The sequence below is a fragment of the Nocardia aobensis NBRC 100429 genome (genome assembly GCF_000308375.1).
GTDB lineage: Bacteria > Actinomycetota > Actinomycetes > Mycobacteriales > Mycobacteriaceae > Nocardia > Nocardia aobensis.
Window position 1 is genome coordinate 1 of the sequence record NZ_BAFQ01000221.1, and the last position, 634, is coordinate 634.

Sequence of the window (634 nt, forward strand, 5' to 3'; positions counted from 1 at the left end):
GGGACCTGCACTGGCTCGATGCCGCCACCGCCGGGGTGCTCGCCTTCCTCGCGCGCCGCCTGGAATCCGAGCCGATTCTGCTGATCGCCTCCACCCGGGACGCGGATACGGCGCTGACGCCGGCCGGACATGCGACGCTGGCGCTGTCGCGGCTGGCCGAGGAGGAGGCGCGGCAGCTGCTCGACAGCGTCGCGCCCGGCCTCGACGATCAGCGGCGGGAACGGGTACTGGCGGCAGCGGCCGGAAACCCGTTGGCGCTGAAGGAATTACCGGCGGCAGCCGACCGGCCGGACGCGCCGCTGCCGCTCACCGAGCGACTGGAACGCGCCTTCGGTCTGCGGGCCGATCAGCTGCCCGAGACCACCCGCACCGCCCTCCTGCTCGCCGCGCTCGACGAACTCACGGTGGCCGAAACCCTGGCGGCCGCCGCAGTGCTGACCGACGGCCCGGTCGAGGACGCGGAGCTGACCCCTGCCGTCGCCGCCGGGCTGATCGAAATCGATTCCGGCGCAGTGCGATTCCGGCATCCGCAGATGCGTTCCGCGATCCCCGCCGCGGCGCAACCGGCCGCCCGGCGCGCCGCCCACCGAGCCCTGGCCTCGACCCTGCGCGAGCAGCCGGATCGCGCCGCGCG

1 pseudogene is annotated in these 634 nt (G+C 74.8%); it reads left to right on the top strand.

Features of this window, described 5'->3' with window-relative positions:
• Positions 1 to 634: pseudogene (locus tag RJ03_RS27305) on the top strand (LuxR family transcriptional regulator); the annotation flags it as partial.